A 14,336-nucleotide genomic window follows, 5' to 3' on the forward strand; every position below is an offset into this window, starting at 1 on the left:
AAATTGACCGGTTTTTCCAGCATGGTTCATTGTCTTTAAATTAGGTTATCCTTTTGTTCCCATTACGGTTTCGAATCTGTATTCCACCGCATCGTCCTTGATGACTGGCGCTGAAATTTTGCAGGTTGTCAGGATAGGGTATGTCGGGGCGTAGAAATTCAGCACCGCCTCGACGCTCCATCTGGGTTCGGGGTCGCTCAGCCTTATCTGCTGACCCTTTTCGATGATTATAAAAACCCGCTGTAAGTGTGTTGCTAGTAACATATCGCTGTATTTTTAGTATTAGTATTGCTCTTGGTCTTCTTCGTCTTCCTCATATTCCTGCTCCTCAAAGGACATTTCCTCATCGGGCTGAATCTCTGCATGTTCTGGATAGAGCGCCTCTTTGGGCGGTTCAGGCTTTTCCTGCCCAGCCTCGAAGAGGCTTGGAGTTGAGAACCTGTCGGACAGGGAGGTTCTCTTTCTGCGTATCTCGTCGGCTTTGTCGGGAAACTCCGCCGCTTCGGGAACTTTCATCCATGCCTCACGGAATCTTCCCTGCTTCTCGAGTTCCTCTGCCTTTGCCATTGCATCGCTGAACTTTTTGTCTTTTGCTTGGTGCTGTTTTCTCTCCGCATCGGCTTTTTCCTTCTCCTTTGCAGAATGCTTTTTTGCCTGCTCCAATTGTTTCATAAAGGATTCCATATCGGTCATCAGTCCCGAAGCGCTCTGCATCGGGGCGGTGATGGTCTGAAAGAAACCGCTGTCGAGTTCTTCTGCTGTTCCCCTCAGGTTGAGCGGGGGGATGAGGTCTTTAGCATTGTCCCCGCAGGCTTCGTTTTTAAGCATGACCGATACGACAAGGATGCCGTCGGTCGATTTTGCGATGGTCAGGTGCAGATCCCCTGCAATGTCCATCTGTCTTATCTGATTGAAAAAATTGCTGTTCATGGCTGTAGATTTTTAATGTCCGTATTTTGTCGGCTTCACATATTGAGAAACTGTAAGGCGGCCGCTTTGCAGGCAGTCGCCCATCTTTTTTTAATTCAGCATCAGCGCCTTATCGCCGTCCACGGCAAAAGAGGTGCATAGTTCGAAGGCTTTCTGCGATTTCAGCTGTGCTGTTCCGCCCATCACGATGGACTGCAGTTTGGCTTCATCGTCCTTGTAGGTGCGCACGTTCTGATAATATCCCGTCACGGCATTGTAAGCACCGTAGAGCGTGCCTTTTGTGGTTTCCATCTGTTGGGTGTCGCTTGCCATGGCATAGGCAAAAGCATCTTCCACGGTGTTTCTGAAAATGGCGGAGACGGCATCATCTGCGCCAGTTTTAAGCATTTCCAGAGTTTCCCTGTTCGGGCATAATGCCAACTGAATCAGCTTTTTGACCTCTGAATCCGTAACTTTTACTTTAGCCCAATGGTTGAAGATGTCCTGCAGCTGACTGCTTAGCGTGTTTGCCAGTCCCATGACCTTGTGCGCATCATCAAGGCGCTGTTTTGCTCCCGAAGTGTGTCGGATGCGCACCACGTTGCTCATGTTGCGGAGCGAGGCGTTAAGGGTGTTTTGGCATACGATTCGTATAGGCGTGAAGGCTGCGGTAATGCTTCCGCTTCCATCGTGGGAGGTGGTCAGGAAAATATACTTTTCTGTCACATCATCCCCGCTGCCGACCCTTATGTAATCGGGAAGCTTTGCAGTTATGAAAATGCGTTCCCCGTTGCCCAACGCTCCTGCGGTCTCGTACAGGATGCCTTCGCCACCGCCGACTATGGCGTCAAAGAAGCTGAACGCTTCACGGTTCTGTACGATATGGTAGTCTTTGCCGACTACACCCAAAACCGTATTGCTGTCGGTGCGGATGGTGGAAAAATAATCGGGAACGTGCAGTTCTGCGCGTGCCGTCACAGTACCGTCCTGCATTTCCTCCTTTGCCAAGGCTTTGGTGTATAAAGGCGTTTTGGCGACCTCGTAATCCAATTGGGCGTGCCTGATGGCTTCTGCGCTTGTCGGATAGTCCTGCACCGTCTTTCCGAGATTGTGCCATGCTTTCTGCTTTACGCTGAAAAATGAATAATTCCCTGTGCTGCTGTTGTAATTGATATTGTGTGCCATGATAATTGATTTAAAGTTAAACTTGATATTAATTCCTATGTGCGCCTTAAAATGGAAGGTCTTCCTCAGGCTCCTGCACCGTAGGTTTACTGCTTTGGGTCTGCGTTGTCGTTTCCGCGGTCTGCGCTTTTTTTACTCCTCCGTGCAGTTTAATCTGCGAGGTGTTGAAATTCAGACCCGCATGCAGTTCCCCGTCGCTTCCTTTCCACGCTCTTGCGCTTACCCTGCCTGACAGTTCTACAAGCGTGCCTTTGGTCAGGATGTCCGCTACCTTCGGGCTAATCCAGTAGGCGCAGTCGAAGTAGGTCGTCTGTTCCACTCGTTCTCCCTCTTTGCTTCTGTAGCTCTCATTTGCTGCTATTGAAAAATTCACGACCTGTCTATTTCCTGACAAGGTGCGTACCTCTGCGTCTTTTGTCACTCTTCCGATGATGTTCATGATTTCTAATTTTTAAGGATTAATTTTTTTTTTGAAATTTTATTTATTCGGCAATGACGAGGTGGTGCTGTTTTGTTTCATTTGCCGCTTTCAATATTTGATTTTTCATTGCTGACATTTTTTTTATTCGTTTAAAGAGCCGGTGTATGCTATGTTTTGTTTCATGAGCATAAAAAGGTTAGTGTTTAGCAGGAGCAAGGCTTTGATAAAAAATACGACCCGTACGGGTGGAGATTTTATAGCAAATCCGAAGGACACGGCCTTGCTACTGGGTTAAGAACACGGGGTTACCTTTGCTCGTGAAATAAGACAGAAGCATACAGGCTGTTGGCAAAAAATAAACGGGAAGCCATGTGAATTGGATATAAGAGCGGGAATAAGATGCAATATGAAATTCTCAATTAGATAAATTGTTGTATATTATTGAAAAACAGGTATTTGTACCTGTTGTCTGTTTGAGGTTTTCTCTATATTTATTGTGTGTTTTGTGTTTACCATTTTTCTAGATTTAGAATTATGAATAATTGGGCGCATAAGAGATTCTATACCTGAATCAAACTACAGGTGAGTATTGGTTGCATCATAAATTTTAAATGTCATTTAATCTGATTTGTTATGGGAGAAAATTATAAAATTGAACTGGCGGAAGCTGTTGAGATGGCTAAGCAGGAACTTTATGGTATTCCTGGCGTCATAAATATTGAGCAGGGCTTTAGATTTAAAAATGGATGGATTACGGACGAAGAGGTCATCTCTGTGGAAGTTGCGGAAAAAATTAATGAAAAGACGCTGCTTGAACTGGCGGTGAAACCTCTGCCTGCAGAGTTCATGGGATACGGAATCGATGTGGTGGCTGCGGGATTCGAACAGCAGCTTGAATATCTCGGTGTGGATGTAAGCTTTTGGGCTGCGCCAAAGCCAGGCAATTATCGTGAGCCTGCAAATATTGGGCTGCCCCGTGTAGTTGGAAGCGTTTTTTCATGTAAGCCCTGATTCGGGATGGCCAAATCTGAAGGATTTTCTTAAAAGAGTAAGCAGTAGGCTTACTGCAACCATGTACGAGTGGGAGGCTGAGCACATTAGTTCGGCAATTTTTGAGGCTGTGCAAAACTGCAACGGGAGCCTTAGAATGGTTACCCAAAACGATGGCACTGATAGAGCGGTGAATAATATGAAGAGCCGTCTAGGGAGTAAATTTGAGCATGTCTGGTCATCTGTAGGAAGCGGCAAATTAATTGCGAGCGACTATCATATAAAAGTAGCAGCGCGAGATGATGAGGAGTTCTGGCTGAGCAGCGGAAATTGGAAGAATTCGAACCAAGCCGATATTGATCCGGCAGGCAAGGGCCAGACTATTCCCGGACCGCTTGCGAAACATAACCGGGAGTGGAATGTGGTAATAAAAAATGCGACGTTGGCTACCATTTTCAGAAAGTACATAGATTGGGATTATCAGGAAGCGCTGCGTGTGCCTTTCGATGTTAAAGAAAAGCTAGCAAATTCCTATGTCTTTATCCCTAAAGGGCTCTGTCCTCCAGTACCTCCGATAGTAAGATATTTTAAGCCGTTGACAGTTAAGCGGATACTTGATGTGCAGCCTCTGCTGACTCCGGATAAAAATTCTGAGGGCCAGCGCATGTTCCTTTATCATGCGACAGAAATGGTTAAAAGTGCAAAGGTTAGCATTGACATTGAAAACCAGTCTTTTTCATTATTGGAGAACAACGATCCTGTTTATGAAAGCTTTTACACGGCGGTTGTCGAAAAGCAGAACAATGGTGTGGCGGTGAGGATAATTTTCAGGGATCCGCGTGAATTTGGGCCTAAAGGCCAGGCTGGTCTGGTTAAAACACTCACAAGGCTTAAAAAATTTGGCTTTAATACTGATAATATAAAAGTACAGTGCCGATGCCATACCAAAGCAATAATTGTTGATTCTTCAGACCAAGCCAATGCTCAGGTTTTGTTCGGAAGCCATAATTTAACCACGACGGGAGCCATGTACAACAGGGACGCCAGCTTATTGATAAGAGACAGGCCAGTGGCGCTCTATTTTCAGGAGATTTTTGATTTCGACTGGAGTACTTTAGCGGTTCAGCAAACTGGCGAAAGCCTGACTGCTGTAAATCTTGCTTTAGCATCAGAAGCGGCGCCGGAAGGATTTAGAAAGGTTCTGCTTTCTGAAATTTTAGGAGAAGCTTAGGTAAATTAAACAGATTTATGATTTTTCAAAATCTAAAACTTCGCAAGACGATTACCTTTACTATAAAAGCCTGGCAAAATCCAGGATCTTGCCGCCGTTTATAGCTGCTCCAAGGTTAATTGGCAACTGCGTCTTTACAATCTTTTTCTTTTTGATCGGCACTCTTTCTATTTCTCCTTCAGCGGTGTATTGCGGTCCCTCGTATAAAATCCCAAGCAGGATTACCCGATATTTTAGAAGATAATGGTTTTCATTTCGATCCATATATTGGCCGATATTGTAGATAATGATTGGCGAACCGCTTGAACCGGGAAAGCACGCTGCGTCAATTAAAAATTCATCACAGCCAAGATAAGGGAGTCTGGGGCTGGTTGCAGTAATTCCTTTTCTGACAATGGGTTTATTGTTATGGTCATCCCAAATGTTTTCAGGATATCCTACCATAATTATTTCTTCGATGGCGCATAAGTTTTCAATTTCCTGTTTAGAGGGGATATGGCTGGAGTCGAAAGCTCCGTAAAAAAAATCTTCTTTTAATAAGTGTTTGATTGATTTTATCGGCAGTATGCATAAATCGACCTCAGGGTCGGGATGGGCAATCCAGTGCGATTGGAAGTCTTCAAGGAAAATTGTCAAATGTTCAGTGTTAATTGGATCTCCATTTTGGTCTTTTTTGGTTAAGGTAAACTGACCGTTCTGGACTCCATCTACCACATGCCAGTTGGTTACTATTGCCAGGCTGTCCAGTGTTTCTGGAGTTTGCGGATCGAAATCAAAGAAAAAACCGGTACCGGTTCCGCCATTTTGGTCAAAAGTTTCTATTCTGACAGTTGCAGACGTGATTAGATCGGCAACTGAAAGATCGTTGGAATTCTTGTTTGAAGTTTCTTTTGTCATTTATTTTAAAATTTCATAGGGATTGGTTATTTGCAAAACCGCTGAAGCGATCAGCTGTAAGCAAGCTAGTTGTGGCTGGAATATTTAATGTAGGCTTCAACTTCATGATGGAGCCTAATTATATCTGCGATGAATTTGGATGCTGTTGAATTCCGCTTTCCGAGCAGTGATCTGGCTATTGAACCTTCCGCAGCGCCTCCTTCACCTTGTCCGCTGTAAAGCAGATTCTTTTTTATCTTATTTTTCAAAGATATTAATTCATCTGGAACAGGAGCGCGCAGAGCGCACCTTATCTCAAGTTCAGATTCAATTAATCTTTCCTTTGCGTTGCCTTTTCCAATGCAGATTTTATAAATTGCTGCGGAGCTTTTGCCAATAAAATAATTAAAACTCGGATTCATAATACCATAGCTATTCCGTTTAAAAAAATAAATTGCTGATTATTGTGTTTTTAGAATCGTTTAAAGATATTAAGCAACAATTCGGGCCTGCATTATGTATTGATCATGAGCCGCAGCTTGGCCAAAACTCAAGAGGCTGTTTATCTGCTGGATTCTATTGTAAATATACTTTTTTAAATTACAAAAACAGCTATCTCTCGTTCATAGACAAGAACTTCCGTATTATGCCAGAGAAAGCCGCAATAGGCATCATCTCATTTTATTAAAATAAATTTCTTCCTAGTGTATTTATAATCTAAACGGATAGGAAGATGGAAAATGAGACTGGTTACAATGAATCGAAAATTACAACAGAAAAAGCACTACAAATGCTTAAATCTGAAGGCTTGGAGGTTACTTTTGAACAGGCGGAGGAAATCTTGTATTTCTTGAGAAAAATTGCTAATATCGCTGTGTTGAAACATTTAAATAAAACAGAATGAGTAAGATAGCAGATTTATATATCAGAGTGAGCACCGATGAGCAGGCTGAGAAAGGCTTCTCGCAGCGCAATCAGGAAGAGATGCTTAGAAAGTACTGCAGCATTAACAGAATTCAGATACGCAATGTGATCTACGAAGACCATTCGGCAAAAACTTTCAACAGGCCGCAATGGAAAAAATTTCTCGCCGACATAAAAAAGCACAAAAATAAAATAAGCCTGGTTCTTTTTATGAAATGGGACAGGTTCAGCCGCAATGCGGGCGATGCTTATCAGATGATAAATCAATTAAGGGTTTTAGGGGTCGAACCGCAGGCAATTGAACAGCCGTTAGATCTAAGCGTTCCGGAAAACAAAATGATGCTCGCCTTTTATCTCGCTGCGCCTGAGGTTGAAAACGACCGCAGGGCATTAAATACGTTTCAGGGGCTAAGAAGAGGAAAAAAAGAGGGCAGGCATATGGGGATGGCGCCTTACGGTTATGCAAATAAGGTAACCGAAGATGGAAAAAAGTACATTGCAGTTGTGGCGGAAAAAGCTGCGAACGTAGTTTGGGTATATGAACAGATTGCTAAGAATATTTTCAGTACCGAATCAATATATCAGACTGCCAAAGAAAAGGGCATGGGAATCTCCAAGAATAACATGTGGCTGATTATAAGAAATCCGCTGTACTGCGGAATGATAGTAGTTCCAAAGTATCGCGATGAGGAGGAAAGGCTTGTTAAGGGGCAGCATGATGCAATAATCAGCCAAGATCTGTTCTATAAAGTTCAGGATATACTCAACAGTAAAGCACGGACCTACAGGCCAAAAATCAAGACAATTGAGAATTTTCCGCTCAGGGGCTTTTTTGTCTGTCCTGAATGCGGGCAGAAATTGGGAGGCAGCAAGTGCAGGGGGAGAAGCAGAGACTACTACTATTACCACTGCGATAAATTATGCAAGTGGAGGGTAAATTCCGAAATGGCCAATAGTGTATTTAAAGGGCATTTAAATAAGTTCAAGCCCTTGGTCGAAGTAAGAAAATTATACAGTGCAGTTCTGCTTGAAGCATACAGGGAACATACAGGATTAGTTATAAATGAGAAAAAGAAATCCTTGGAACAGATTGGGGTTTACGAAAAAAAACTGGCTGTTGCCAGAAACCTGCTGGTTACCGAGAAGATAGATGCCGATGACTATCATTTAATGAAGACAGAATACAATGCTGAGATCAGCAGGCTTGAAAATGAGATTGGAAATGTGGATGAAGACAGAGCCAATATTGAATCTTTAATGAACACAGGACTGCAAAACCTAATAAAACTCGGCGAGGCCTTTGGTGACGGGTCTTTAGTGGATTCCAGAGAGATAATCGGTTTAATTTTTCCTGAAAATTTCACATTTCAAAACAATAAAATCCAAACCGCTAGGGTCAACGAAATGTTCAAGTGTATCTATCTGGTAAACAATAGATTACGGGCAAAAAAAAACGGAACAAAAGATGATATTTTTCTTTTGTCCCGAGTAGTGACCTCTACGATACAATTTACAAACCGCCATCTTTTGGACGATTTAAAAGCGCTTTCGAGTATAAATAAATTGAATGATAATGTGCTTGAATGCAGTTGCTTAAGTGTTGCGGCTTAAAAGTTTTTTCTTATTTTGGGTTTAAAATTCGCAACATAAATCGCATAAATTTCTTACAGAAATTTAAAGAGTACAATTGGGTACAATAAAAATTGTACTTGTAGAGATTTTTAGGTATTTGTTCCTTTGTTTGAAACTAAATCATAAAGTTCTGTTTCAAATTAAAAATAATATGAATACAGTAAAAGTGTATAATGAATTATAAAAATAAATGATGAGTGATGATGTAGTAACAAAAGAAGATTTAAAACAGTTTAGTCTTCTTTTATTGGATAAAATAGAAAGCCTTTTAGAGAAATCTAGTTTTGTAAAAAGCGAGACAAATGATCCTGAATGGATTAAAAGTAAGTCAGTGAGAAAATTACTTGATATTTCAGCTGGTTCGGTTCAGAATCTTAGAACTACTCAAAAAGTGCGTTTTAAGAAAGTGCTTGGTTCGTATTATTATAATAGAGTGGATCTTGAAAAACTTTTTACAGATGAAAAAAGATAGTGGATTAAAACAAAGAAATATTATGAGTTACTTATCGATGTATATTGATGATCCCCAACTTAATGTCTGGCATTTATCAATTTTGACAGCGATACTGGGGTTAGGGTATAGGCAGGGGCAGAGTAAGAGGATAAAAGTCAGTCGTAGCAAAATTATGGAGTTGTCGCACGTGAACACGTTACCGACTTATCATAAGTATTTTAAACAGCTTCAGGATTTAGGATACATTAAGTACACTCCATCTTATCATCCCGGCTATAAAAGTGAAGTAAAACTATGTAAGAAGAGGTTGTCTCTGAATATTTGAGACAGCCTCTTTTAGTTTAGAATACACTTTGAAATTATTTATCAAGAAGGAATGTTGTATTTCTTTTTAATTGCCTGAATTTCTTTTTCCAGCCTGCTGAGAACTGCTAGGTCTGGCTTGGACATTTTGGATTCAGTTTTATTTAATTTCTTGTTCAGAATTGACATTTCACGTCCAATTGTTGCCTGCTCTGTTATCGCGTATGCTTCAGTCTGTTTTACTGATGCATGGCCTAGAAGTTCTTTAACTACGTTTATAGGAACGTTATTGTTAAGTGTGACAGTACTGCCAAATGTGCGCCGGGCTATGTGAGTATTAAGTGTAAATGGAAACCCACACAAGACCGCAACCTCTTTAAGGTACTCATTCATTTTCTGATTCGATGAGACAGGCAATACAGATTTGCGCTGTATACATAACGGATGCTCTTTATATTTTTCAACTATTTGCAGTGCCTGAGGAAGAAGTGGTACATTGGTGGTGGAATTTGTTTTCTGTCTTTCAGACATAATCCATAAATTGCCGTCAATGCCCTCTTTTATATCCGTTTTCTTTAATTGATAAGCATCGATGTAGGCCAGTCCAGTGTAGCACTGGAAGACAAAAACATCCCTTACGACATTGAGCCTGTCCGTTGTGAAATAATGCCTTTCTAGTTCATGCAATTCCTGAGCGGTGAGTGGTTTTTTTACCAGTTTTGTTTTACGTCCTTTAAAGTTCTTAAAAGGATCTTTAGTGATTAATTCCTTATCGATCGCGCGGATGACAATCTTTTTGAAATTTGCAATGTATTTAAGGGTGGTGTTATTACTGCAGTCGCGCACGGTTCTAAGGTAAAACTCAAAATCCTTAACAAACTCGAGATTCAAATCCGCAAATTCAAGGTCATCTTTTTTAAGTTTGAATTTGATAAAAGCGGTTAAATGGTTTTTAGTGATTGTAAATCTGTCAAGAGTACCTTTTGCATAGCCTCTTCCAAGCAGCGCTTCCATTTCGTCATTATGCTTTTGAAATTCTTCCAGCACCTTAATCTTAGGTGCTGATCTTCCCAGAACCTCGTCCATAATTTTCTCAGCGGTTATAAATTTGCCGCTGTACATCATTTCGGTTTTGATTTCATTGATTTTTAAAGTCAGGGAATCCAAAAAGAAGTTTATCGACTTTGCATCTTCCTTTGACCCGACTGCTCTTTCAAACCTTTGATCCCATCGTGTATTATCCCATTTTCTTTTAGTTGAACTTTCCTTACGGATACCGTCAACAGTGATTCTGAAATATACGATCCATTCTTTACTTTCTATTTTGGGTCTTTTTAAAAAGAATCCCAAACCAAAACTGCTTTCCAACATAATCCTACTTTTTAAATTAATAAATGTAGAATAATATTACTGCCAAATCAAGTCGTTAACCTCGTTAACCCCTGTATTATAAGGGATTTTTGCGGTTTCTGGTGCACTTTTCTGCGTGCCTGAAAGTGCACCGATTCTGCACCTTTAATTTTGTGAGCTTTTATAAATATTGAAAAAGGTCTAAAACGAAAAAAACCTGCAAATAGTTGAATTTACAGGTCTTCAGACATTTTTTATGGCTTTTTGAAAAGATTGAAAACTTTAAGTTTTCAGGCTTTTCGGCCTTTCCGTGGGGAGAGCAGGATTCGAACCTGCGAAGTTCACACAGCAGATTTACAGTCTGCCCTCGTTGGCCGCTTGAGTATCTCCCCGAAGCTTTGTATTGTTGCGCTTTGTTGTTCTAAGCGGTTGCAAATATAGGAACGTTTTCTACATCTACAAACAAAAAACGAACTTAATTTTAAGTTATTTTTAAATTATTTTTTAATTGATTGGAATTGAATAAAATAAAAATATTCTAAAATGTGTTTTTTTTTAAATATTTTCAAAAGTAAGAATATTTTTATGCAAAATTTACGGTTTTTACTTTTGATTTGATCCTTGATAAAGCTGTCAGTCCTTGCTTTTATGGATATATTAATTAAAATTAAGGGAAGAATATTTGTTTAGTGATGTACTTTACAATTGGCTTATTCTAAATTTTTATTGATAGGTAAAATTTAAGTCATTAGTGCATCACTCTTTTTTTGATTGAATTTTAACTTCTGCTTGATGAAATTTCAATTTTAAATGGGAATGCTGTAAAACAAAAAAAATCTCCACTAGGGAGATTTTTTTATTCTATTTTAAGAATAGTATTATTTAGCTAAAAGCTCTAATACTTTTGCTCTCAATTCTGGGCCTCTTAAGTCCTGAGCAACTACTTTTCCTGATGCATCAAGAATAAAAGTAGCTGGAATTGATTCCACATTATATTGTTTTGCAATTGGTTCGTCCCAAAATTTCAGGTTTGAAACGTGTGTCCAAGTTAAACCATCTTTTGCGATAGCTTCTGTCCACTTGCTTTTGTCTTTGTCTAATGAAACTCCAACAATGTTTAATCCTTTTGAATGCAGTTCTTTGTAAATAGCTACAACATTAGGGTTTTCTTGTCGGCAAGGCCCGCACCATGAAGCCCAAAAATCAACGATAGTTACTTTACCTAAGCTTTCTTTAAGCGAAACTACTTTTCCTTCTGGATTTGGCGCAGAAAAGTCTGCTCTTCATTTAGCGTTACCAACTGCTGGAGCTGTAGCACCAACTGCAGGCATTTTCGCTTGACCTAATTTTGTTTTAACCTCTTTACCAGGAGCAGTGTTTTTTAATGACTCATCTAAAGCATTAAATAAGCTTTCTGTTTTTTTAATATCAGCGCTTGGGTCAGCAGCCATACCTTGAACAATTAAAACTGAGATAAACGATTTTGGATGACCTTCAGCATAAGCTAAATATTTCTTTTTGCTGTTTTCTTGTACTTCTGTTTGAATAGTCATGTATTGTTTCATCAAGCCATTGATAGTTGCTGTATCTTGAGCTTGTTGAGCTTGCTGCATTTTCTGAGTATTTTTTTTCTGAAAATCAATTAAGCTTTTTTGAGTTTTGTTAAGATCTTCTTGGAATTTCACATACTCATCGTTGCTGTAAGTTCCAGAAATTTTTGATTTATGGATACTGTCTTTATCAATTGCAATGTTGATTTCTCCTGTTTCTAAGATAAAAGGAATTGGCCCGTTTGCACCTTGAAGAATTAATGTATGGAAAGCTGGTTCAGCAACTTTTCCTTTTATTTCAAATTTTCCGTTTTCAACTTTTACTGTATCAAGAGCTAAAGGCATTCTTGTAGCTGGGTCTAGACCTTGAAGGATAATGGTTTTTCCGTTTTCAATTCCAGTTGCGGTACCAGTAATTAAGTATTCTCCGTCTTTAACTTTACTGCATGAAATGATAGCCGCAGAAGCTGTAAGTAAAAAAAGTATTTTTTTCATTATAAAAAATTAATTAGTTAATTGATTTGTGCAACAAAAGTATCTAAAATTATAAAACATACAGAATTTTGTAACCTAAAATTTTGTTATAGTTTTTTAGTGGTTAATTTGCCTGTAATCAAGGTGTTTGGTGCTTTAATTTGATTTAAAACTCTAGTTTTGGATTTATTCTGAGGGGTGATTTTGATTTTTTCTAATTTTTAAGCATAAAAAAAGCACTCTGTAAAAGAGTGCTTTTTAGAATATTTTTTAAGAAATCTATTCTTGATTTGTTTTCTTTCTCCAAGTAAAAGAGTTCAAAATGTGTCTTTTTGCAAATCTTCCAGGAGAATCTGCGTTTACCATTTTTACATAAGTTGCTTTAGGAACACTAATGTATTCGTAAACACTTCCGTTAGAAAAATCGATAATTAAACGACCTTCAACAAATTTATAATCAGTAATTGATGAAGTTGCGATAGTTTCAGTGTATTCTGGTAAATTTAGTTTAATCGTTTCAGGATTAATACTTACCAAGAAATGGTACGCTTCAATGATAGCTTTACTTTTTTCTTCTGCCGCTTTTAAACCAGCATCATCACCTTGAAATTTATCAGGATGAGCTTCTTTCATCGCATTACGATAAATGGTTTTCAAATCTTTTAATTCAGCAGTTTTGTCTACGTTTAGTAACTTGCGGTATTCAACTATTTTTTTCATAAATAAAAGGTAACTTCTTGTCTATTAGTTCGAAATGAGTGTTTTTACTTCAAAACGACAAATTTTTTGCAAAGGTACACTTTTTTTTAACTTTTCAGTTTTCATCTAAAAAATATTCCAGAAAGTTATCTGTAAAATGTAAAGAATCATAGAAAGTAATACTGATTTTAACCGCAAAGTTCGCAAAGCTTTGTGTAAAATACAGCTTTGCGAACTTTGCGGTTAAATTTTTCTGAAACTAGAAATAAAACTTACTTGTTTTCTGGTTTATGATTTGCTTTATCAAAATTCCTAGATTTCTTCGGGTATTTATCATAGCTGATATCACTTGGATTTTCGATTATTGATTTTATTGTGATCCAATCACCAACATTAAAATTAGAATGTGCTATTTTATAATCTAAAAGATATTCACCACAGAAATAATTATTGTTTTCATCTTTTTCGATAATACCTGTATAAACTCCTTTTTGAGGCATTCTTTCTTGCGAATCTTTAGACATGATTTTTTTGTTTTAAATTTAAGAGGCAAAGTTAATCAATTTATGTTTGTTTTAGGGAGTTCGAGACAATCTGAGTATATTTGCACATGCAGAAAAACTTTAAGCCACATCCAAATTCTTTTAAAAATACCTTTTGTGTTTTTCATGAAGTGCTTCCAAATGAAATTGAAGGTTTAAAAAAACAGTTCGAAAGCAAAGCAGGAAGTTCTTACTATTATACAGAAGAAGGGATGTACCGCGTTTCGAACCATTGGGGAAGACTGGCAAACAGCAAATGGCGTTTAGTGGCTCGTGAACCTGAGACGGAATCAAAAACAAAAATTGGATTTGCAGCATGGAACGAATTTTATCCTGATAATGCTGAGGAAAAACTATATTATTTAGAAGCAGACTTTGATAAAAACTTAGCAACTTATCAGCATAAGAATAATCCAAAATATGATAAAAAAGCAATTTTAAGAACAAGTTTTGAAACTGCAAAAAGATTAAAACAAATTAGAAATTTGCAGCAATTAACTTCGTGGGCGAAGTATTTTGATTATGATGATCTTGCCGATTTGCGAAAGCAGATTATTGATGAATTGATCTATACAGAGAAAACATTAGAAGAAATTAAAAGAGAAATATAATGGGACGGAATAACGAAAAGAATATTAAAACTCATAATGACAAGTTGCATAAAGCTCAAGCAAAGAAAAAGCAGGCTGAAATCGCTCGTAAAGAAAAGCTGAAAGAAATTGTGAAAAAATTCAACGAAGATAAAAAAGAAGAAAATTAAATATGTTTTGCCTCGAATTTCGCGAATTAGCACGAA

At 38.5% G+C, this 14,336-nt stretch carries 17 protein-coding genes, 1 tRNA gene and 1 pseudogene; 7 read left to right on the forward strand and 12 right to left on the reverse strand.

All coding sequences use genetic code 11. The features are described from left to right. Positions 1-45 precede the first annotated feature (45 nt). From B0A75_RS09300 to B0A75_RS09315, 4 genes are all read right to left on the reverse strand, one after another. Positions 46-264 carry a PRTRC system protein C gene (locus B0A75_RS09300; RefSeq protein WP_089054013.1) on the reverse strand — a complete coding sequence of 73 codons (219 nt, stop codon included), beginning with the start codon at positions 262-264 and terminating at the stop codon, positions 46-48. A gap of 18 nt (positions 265-282) precedes the next feature. Beyond that, on the reverse strand, positions 283-930 hold the full coding sequence (locus B0A75_RS09305) for a PRTRC system protein E (RefSeq protein ID WP_089054014.1): 648 nt from the start codon (positions 928-930) through the stop codon (positions 283-285). 90 nt (positions 931-1,020) lie between these two features. Then, complete coding sequence (locus B0A75_RS09310) at positions 1,021-2,094, reverse strand: DUF932 domain-containing protein (RefSeq protein ID WP_089054015.1); 1,074 nt, start codon at positions 2,092-2,094, stop codon at positions 1,021-1,023. Positions 2,095-2,140: 46 nt separating this feature from the next. Then, positions 2,141-2,533, reverse strand: coding sequence for a single-stranded DNA-binding protein (locus tag B0A75_RS09315; RefSeq protein ID WP_089054016.1), 393 nt, complete (start codon positions 2,531-2,533; stop codon positions 2,141-2,143). A 615-nt stretch (positions 2,534-3,148) separates the two neighbouring features. Between B0A75_RS09315 and B0A75_RS20690 the strand changes: the two genes are divergently transcribed. Together B0A75_RS20690 and B0A75_RS09320 are read left to right on the forward strand one after the other, a co-directional pair. Beyond that, the gene (locus B0A75_RS20690) at positions 3,149-3,526 is read left to right on the forward strand and encodes a hypothetical protein (RefSeq protein ID WP_244284371.1); all 378 of its coding nucleotides are present in this window, start codon (positions 3,149-3,151) and stop codon (positions 3,524-3,526) included. Positions 3,527-3,662: 136 nt separating this feature from the next. Further along, on the forward strand, positions 3,663-4,736 hold the full coding sequence (locus B0A75_RS09320) for a phospholipase D-like domain-containing protein (protein ID WP_244284372.1): 1,074 nt from the start codon (positions 3,663-3,665) through the stop codon (positions 4,734-4,736). Positions 4,737-4,796: 60 nt separating this feature from the next. Here B0A75_RS09320 and B0A75_RS09325 read toward each other — a convergent pair whose 3' ends face one another. Continuing rightward, the gene (locus tag B0A75_RS09325) at positions 4,797-5,633 is read right to left on the reverse strand and encodes a S1 family peptidase (protein WP_089054017.1); all 837 of its coding nucleotides are present in this window, start codon (positions 5,631-5,633) and stop codon (positions 4,797-4,799) included. 65 nt (positions 5,634-5,698) lie between these two features. Next, positions 5,699-6,034 (reverse strand): hypothetical protein, encoded by a 336-nt coding sequence (locus tag B0A75_RS09330; protein WP_089054018.1) that lies wholly within the window; start codon positions 6,032-6,034, stop codon positions 5,699-5,701. 311 nt (positions 6,035-6,345) lie between these two features. Between B0A75_RS09330 and B0A75_RS20500 the strand changes: the two genes are divergently transcribed. The 3 genes from B0A75_RS20500 to B0A75_RS09340 all read left to right on the forward strand — a co-directional run bounded on the left by B0A75_RS20500 (position 6,346) and on the right by B0A75_RS09340 (position 8,640). Then, the gene (locus B0A75_RS20500) at positions 6,346-6,516 is read left to right on the forward strand and encodes a hypothetical protein (protein WP_165765108.1); all 171 of its coding nucleotides are present in this window, start codon (positions 6,346-6,348) and stop codon (positions 6,514-6,516) included. Then, complete coding sequence (locus tag B0A75_RS09335) at positions 6,513-8,147, forward strand: recombinase family protein (RefSeq protein WP_244284373.1); 1,635 nt, start codon at positions 6,513-6,515, stop codon at positions 8,145-8,147. The genes B0A75_RS20500 and B0A75_RS09335 overlap by 4 nt, the downstream gene beginning before the upstream one ends. A 211-nt stretch (positions 8,148-8,358) precedes the next feature. Further along, a complete protein-coding gene (locus B0A75_RS09340; RefSeq protein ID WP_052480039.1) occupies positions 8,359-8,640 on the forward strand; it encodes a hypothetical protein in 282 nt (93 codons plus the stop codon). Positions 8,641-8,988: 348 nt separating this feature from the next. Here B0A75_RS09340 and B0A75_RS09350 read toward each other — a convergent pair whose 3' ends face one another. The 6 genes and pseudogenes from B0A75_RS09350 to B0A75_RS09375 form a co-directional block, all read right to left on the reverse strand. Beyond that, a complete protein-coding gene (locus tag B0A75_RS09350) occupies positions 8,989-10,296 on the reverse strand; it encodes a site-specific integrase (protein ID WP_041515765.1) in 1,308 nt (435 codons plus the stop codon). 290 nt (positions 10,297-10,586) lie between these two features. After that, positions 10,587-10,667 (reverse strand) — tRNA-Tyr (locus tag B0A75_RS09355). Positions 10,668-11,153: 486 nt separating this feature from the next. Further along, a pseudogene (locus B0A75_RS09360) lies at positions 11,154-11,540 on the reverse strand (peroxiredoxin family protein); the annotation flags it as partial. An 18-nt stretch (positions 11,541-11,558) separates the two neighbouring features. Next, a complete protein-coding gene (locus tag B0A75_RS09365) occupies positions 11,559-12,320 on the reverse strand; it encodes a DUF4369 domain-containing protein (protein ID WP_089054019.1) in 762 nt (253 codons plus the stop codon). Between the two features lie 258 nt (positions 12,321-12,578). Beyond that, positions 12,579-13,019 (reverse strand): KTSC domain-containing protein, encoded by a 441-nt coding sequence (locus tag B0A75_RS09370; RefSeq protein ID WP_089054020.1) that lies wholly within the window; start codon positions 13,017-13,019, stop codon positions 12,579-12,581. Between the two features lie 251 nt (positions 13,020-13,270). Then, the gene (locus B0A75_RS09375; RefSeq protein WP_089054021.1) at positions 13,271-13,522 is read right to left on the reverse strand and encodes a hypothetical protein; all 252 of its coding nucleotides are present in this window, start codon (positions 13,520-13,522) and stop codon (positions 13,271-13,273) included. Positions 13,523-13,608: 86 nt separating this feature from the next. On the opposite strand from B0A75_RS09375, the gene B0A75_RS09380 reads away from it, so the two are divergent. Both B0A75_RS09380 and B0A75_RS20505 read left to right on the forward strand, forming a co-directional pair. Then, positions 13,609-14,151, forward strand: a complete 543-nt coding sequence (locus B0A75_RS09380; RefSeq protein ID WP_089054022.1) for a hypothetical protein — start codon at positions 13,609-13,611, stop codon at positions 14,149-14,151. Then, positions 14,151-14,300, forward strand: a complete 150-nt coding sequence (locus B0A75_RS20505; RefSeq protein WP_089054023.1) for a hypothetical protein — start codon at positions 14,151-14,153, stop codon at positions 14,298-14,300. The genes B0A75_RS09380 and B0A75_RS20505 overlap by 1 nt, the downstream gene beginning before the upstream one ends. Positions 14,301-14,336 lie beyond the last annotated feature (36 nt).

Origin of the sequence: Flavobacterium oncorhynchi, assembly GCF_002217355.1 — a bacterium.
In the GTDB taxonomy this organism is placed as follows: domain Bacteria; phylum Bacteroidota; class Bacteroidia; order Flavobacteriales; family Flavobacteriaceae; genus Flavobacterium; species Flavobacterium oncorhynchi.

Bases quoted from the DNA above. Each gene is read 5' to 3' on its own strand.
- B0A75_RS20690 (WP_244284371.1), top strand. From the start codon at position 3,149: ATGGGAGAAAATTATAAAATTGAACTGGCGGAAGCTGTTGAGATGGCT.
- B0A75_RS09305 (WP_089054014.1), bottom strand. From the start codon at position 930: ATGAACAGCAATTTTTTCAATCAGATAAGACAGATGGACATTGCAGGG.
- B0A75_RS09365 (WP_089054019.1), bottom strand. From the start codon at position 12,320: ATGAAAAAAATACTTTTTTTACTTACAGCTTCTGCGGCTATCATTTCA.
- B0A75_RS09375 (WP_089054021.1), bottom strand. From the start codon at position 13,522: ATGTCTAAAGATTCGCAAGAAAGAATGCCTCAAAAAGGAGTTTATACA.
- B0A75_RS09380 (WP_089054022.1), top strand. From the start codon at position 13,609: ATGCAGAAAAACTTTAAGCCACATCCAAATTCTTTTAAAAATACCTTT.
- B0A75_RS09330 (WP_089054018.1), bottom strand. From the start codon at position 6,034: ATGAATCCGAGTTTTAATTATTTTATTGGCAAAAGCTCCGCAGCAATT.
- B0A75_RS20500 (WP_165765108.1), top strand. From the start codon at position 6,346: ATGGAAAATGAGACTGGTTACAATGAATCGAAAATTACAACAGAAAAA.
- B0A75_RS09315 (WP_089054016.1), bottom strand. From the start codon at position 2,533: ATGAACATCATCGGAAGAGTGACAAAAGACGCAGAGGTACGCACCTTG.
- B0A75_RS09370 (WP_089054020.1), bottom strand. From the start codon at position 13,019: ATGAAAAAAATAGTTGAATACCGCAAGTTACTAAACGTAGACAAAACT.
- B0A75_RS09325 (WP_089054017.1), bottom strand. From the start codon at position 5,633: ATGACAAAAGAAACTTCAAACAAGAATTCCAACGATCTTTCAGTTGCC.
- B0A75_RS09340 (WP_052480039.1), top strand. From the start codon at position 8,359: ATGATGAGTGATGATGTAGTAACAAAAGAAGATTTAAAACAGTTTAGT.
- B0A75_RS20505 (WP_089054023.1), top strand. From the start codon at position 14,151: ATGGGACGGAATAACGAAAAGAATATTAAAACTCATAATGACAAGTTG.
- B0A75_RS09320 (WP_244284372.1), top strand. From the start codon at position 3,663: ATGGTTACCCAAAACGATGGCACTGATAGAGCGGTGAATAATATGAAG.
- B0A75_RS09335 (WP_244284373.1), top strand. From the start codon at position 6,513: ATGAGTAAGATAGCAGATTTATATATCAGAGTGAGCACCGATGAGCAG.
- B0A75_RS09300 (WP_089054013.1), bottom strand. From the start codon at position 264: ATGTTACTAGCAACACACTTACAGCGGGTTTTTATAATCATCGAAAAG.
- B0A75_RS09350 (WP_041515765.1), bottom strand. From the start codon at position 10,296: ATGTTGGAAAGCAGTTTTGGTTTGGGATTCTTTTTAAAAAGACCCAAA.
- B0A75_RS09310 (WP_089054015.1), bottom strand. From the start codon at position 2,094: ATGGCACACAATATCAATTACAACAGCAGCACAGGGAATTATTCATTT.